Consider the following 1025-nt stretch of genomic DNA (forward strand, 5'->3'; position numbering starts at 1 on the left):
TGTATGATCTACATAATTGAAGAAGCCTCGAATATCCGCATCTACCACATACTGCACAGGTTCCTTCATCAGTATTTTGTCTAGGGCCTGCAGCGCCATATGCTGTCCTCTTTTAGGTCGAAACCCATAGGAGCAGTCCAGAAAATCTTGCTCGTAGATTGCGTTTAGGATTTTACTCATGCCTTTTTGCACGATTTTGTCTTCGTGAGCGGGTATACCGAGTGGGCGAACACTTTTCTCATCCTTGGGGATGTACGTTCGCCGCGATGGTTGCGGTCTATAGCCTTTTCTCTTTAGCCTTGCTACCAAGTCATCTAGATTACTCTCGAGTTTCTCCTCGTATTTGGCTTTCGTCATGCCATCGACTCCGGTAGCTTTATCTCCCGGCATTTCCAGATGGCAGTCCCATAGCGCCTGTTTGTCAAGTAAGTGTGCCAAAGAGGTGAATCTTAGTTTCCTGTCGCTCCTTGCGAGCTCTGCTATTCTTGCTAATTTTGTTTGCATTCGTTTTCCTACCTCTGTGTGTAGCCAATGTGTCCTTACCAAGATCAATGAAATGTAACCCCCTTCCCTCCACCCGCATTACACCGGCTTCTTCGGTACTATAGGGCTATCCGAATCCCTGCGCGCCATTCTAGCATTCTCCCTTTTGATCGGTTGTTTGCCATACTCCACCTCCGTTCCTAAAGAGTACTTGGTTAAGGTGAAGAGCGGCAGGGCCTCCCGGGTTGCCGTGTAACCATTGGTCAGCATGCCTGGCTCGAATATGACCCCGGAGAAGTCTGCTCAGACTCGCCATTTCGCGTCTGTGTAGATGTTGCCTTCCAGATTCCGCATACCGTCGGCCTATCTCAATGTTAGTCAATTTCGGGGCTCCGTCACTTTTCAGGCCTACTGCCTGACTGTCTACGCTTAGCACTCAACATTACTGCTGATAGCCCAAGACTCGCTATTGGCAACGCGGCTGCACGTTCTACCAAGCAGGGGTTCCACCTGCTAAATTACACGACCTTGCCCGGTCGCTC

At 49.7% G+C, this 1025-nt stretch carries 1 protein-coding gene; it reads right to left on the reverse strand.

What is annotated here, in order from left to right; translation table 11 throughout:
* The coding region (locus tag NV381_RS38125) for a reverse transcriptase domain-containing protein (RefSeq protein ID WP_258218462.1) at positions 1 to 504 on the reverse strand (504 nt) is incomplete at its 3' end.
* Positions 505 to 1025 lie beyond the last annotated feature (521 nt).

Origin of the sequence: Paenibacillus radicis (ex Xue et al. 2023), from assembly GCF_024722015.1 — a bacterium.
Lineage (GTDB): Bacteria > Bacillota > Bacilli > Paenibacillales > NBRC-103111 > Paenibacillus_S.